Consider the following 2,587-nt stretch of genomic DNA (forward strand, 5'->3'; position numbering starts at 1 on the left):
GCCCTCACCACGCCGCGTCTGGTGATCGCCGATGCGACGCGCGCGCTCGGCATCGGCGATCACCAGACGCGGCGTGGTGAGGGCGATGCCCTGGGCCAGCTCGTCCGCCGTCCACCAGCCGTTCAGCAGCACCGCGATGCCGCCCGCCTTGGCGATCGCCATATAGACGAGGATCCACGCCGGGCAGTTGCGCATCGCGATCGCCACCCTGTCCCCGCGCGCGATGCCCCGCCCGGCCAGCGCACGCGCCAGATCCTCGGACAGCGCATCGATTGCGGCGAAGCCCAGCCGCTCGTCCCCCGCCACGATCGCCACCGCATCGCCGCCGCGCGCGCAGGCCCAGCGGAACAGGTCCGCCAGCGTGCCCGGCAGCCCGGGCACGATCATCCGCCCGTCCGCGTCGGGCGCCACCGCCAGCATTCCGCCGGGGCCGGTGATGGCGGCCATCGCCGCGTCGAACCGGCGGTCGCTCTCGCTGGGCATCGCGCCTCTCCCGGTCTTTTCGTTCTTGTCGCGGGACAGTATGAGGACCAAAATCCGATCGGAACAAGCCCTTGCTCATCCCCTTCCTCGCCGATGCCAGCGCCGCCCTGCGGTGGGACAGCCTCGGCCTGTCGCCGGTCGCGCTCGATCTCGGCATCCTGCAGATCCGCTGGTATTCGCTGGCCTATATCGCCGGCATCCTCGTTGGCTGGTGGTATCTGCTGAAACTGATCGACCAGCCCGGCGCGCCGATGGCCCGCCGCCATGCCGACGACATGGTGTTCTACGCCACGCTGGGCATTCTGCTCGGCGGGCGACTGGCCTACGTGCTGTTCTACCAGCCGCAGATCTGGCGCCACCCGCTCGACGTGCTGAAATTGTGGGAGGGCGGCATGTCGTTCCACGGCGGCGTGATCGGCGTCACTGCGGGCATCATCCTGCTGGCCCGCAAGAACGGGCTGAACTGGCTGCGCATTCACGATTACGTCGCCTGCGTGGTGCCGTTCGGGCTGTTCTTCGGTCGCCTCGCCAATTTCGTGAACGGCGAGCTGTGGGGCCGGCCGACCGACGTGCCGTGGGCCGTCATCTTCCCCCGCGCGGGCGATCTGCCGCGCCACCCGAGCCAGCTCTACGAGGCCGGGCTGGAGGGCATCCTGCTGTTCTCCGTCCTGTGGTTCCTGTTCTGGAAGACGGACGCGCGTTACCAGCCGGGCAAGCTCGTCGGCACCTTCCTGCTCGGCTACGGCCTGTGCCGCTTCACCGTGGAATGGTTCCGCGAGCCGGATGCCGGGCTGGAGCATCTGAGCTGGGGGCTGACGATGGGCCAGACGCTCACCGTGCCGATGCTGATCGGTGGCGCGTGGCTGATCGCCACCGCCAAACGCCGCCGCGTGCGGGTGGAGCCGTTCGCCGGCGGCGAGAGCGTGGCGTGAACGGGCGCGCCCCTCGCCGGGCACACGGATGACCGACATTTCCGCCCGCCTCGAACGGCTGATCGCCGCCGCCGGGCCGATCCCGGTGGCGCTGTTCATGGCCGAGGCGAACACCGCTTATTACGCCGCGCGCGATCCGCTGGGTTCGGACGGCGACTTCATCACCGCACCCGAGATCAGCCAGATGTTCGGCGAGCTGACCGGCCTGTGCCTCGCCGACCTGTGGCAGCGCGCGGGCCGCCCCGACGCCGCTTACGCCGAGCTTGGCCCCGGGCGCGGCACGCTGGCGGCCGATGCGCTGCGCGCGATGCGCCCCGCCGGCCTCGCCCCGCCGGTCCATTTCGTCGAGACCAGCCCGGCGCTGCGCGAGAAGCAGGCCGAGCGGGTGGCCGGTGCGTTCTGGCACGACGATATTGCCACGCTGCCGGCGGATCGCCCGCTGCTCGTCGTCGCCAACGAGTTCTTCGATGCGCTGCCGGTGCGCCAGCTGATCGCCACCTATTCCGGCTGGCGCGAACGGTTGGTGACCCATGACGGCGAGGGCTTCGTCGCCGTGCCGGGCGCGGTGCCGTTCGATGCCGCCGTGCCCGCCCACCTTCGCCGCGCCGCGCCGGGCAGCATTCTGGAAACCTGCCCCGCCGCCGTCGCCATCACCCGTGCGCTCGCCGCCCGCATCGTGGCGCAAGGCGGGGCGGCGATCGTCATCGACTATGGGTATGCCGAACATGCCGCCGGGGATACGCTGCAAGCCGTTCACGCCCACGCCTACGCCGATCCGTTCGCGAAACCCGGCGCCAGCGACCTGACCGCCCATGTCGATTTCGCCGCGCTGGCGGCAGTGGCGGCGGCAGAGGGCGCGGTCGTCGCCGGCCCGGTCGATCAGGGCGCGTGGCTGGCGGCGCTCGGCCTGTCGACCCGCGCGGCGATGCTGGCGAAGGCCACCCCCGCCCGCGCCGCCGAGATCGAGGCTGCCCGCGCCCGGCTGGCCGATGCCGACCAGATGGGGACATTGTTCAAGGCGCTGGCGATCGTCGCGCCGGGGTGGCCGGCCCCGGCGGGGTTCGCGACGATCGACGACAGGGCCGCGCCGCCCGAAAGTCTTGCCCGGCCCGCCTGACAACATCGCACCCGCCCGCTAAGGCGGCGGGCATGACCATCGCCCCGATCACCAC

General features: G+C 71.5%; 3 protein-coding genes. 2 read left to right on the top strand and 1 reads right to left on the bottom strand.

Translation table 11 applies throughout. The annotated features are described in order from the left end of the window. A partial coding sequence (locus FOY91_RS21080; RefSeq protein WP_145155991.1) for an AMP-binding protein occupies nt 1–483 on the bottom strand: 483 nt, incomplete at its 3' end. A gap of 71 nt (nt 484–554) precedes the next feature. Between FOY91_RS21080 and lgt the strand changes: the two genes are divergently transcribed. Together lgt and FOY91_RS21090 are read left to right on the top strand one after the other, a co-directional pair. Next, nucleotides 555–1,415, top strand: coding sequence for a prolipoprotein diacylglyceryl transferase (gene lgt / locus FOY91_RS21085; RefSeq protein ID WP_145155993.1), 861 nt, complete (start codon nt 555–557; stop codon nt 1,413–1,415). Nucleotides 1,416–1,443: 28 nt separating this feature from the next. Continuing rightward, nucleotides 1,444–2,532 carry a class I SAM-dependent methyltransferase gene (locus tag FOY91_RS21090; RefSeq protein WP_145155995.1) on the top strand — a complete coding sequence of 363 codons (1,089 nt, stop codon included), beginning with the start codon at nt 1,444–1,446 and terminating at the stop codon, nt 2,530–2,532. Nucleotides 2,533–2,587: the final 55 nt, after the last annotated feature.

The sequence above is a fragment of the Alterirhizorhabdus solaris genome, from assembly GCF_007785815.1.
Lineage (GTDB): Bacteria > Pseudomonadota > Alphaproteobacteria > Sphingomonadales > Sphingomonadaceae > Alterirhizorhabdus > Alterirhizorhabdus solaris.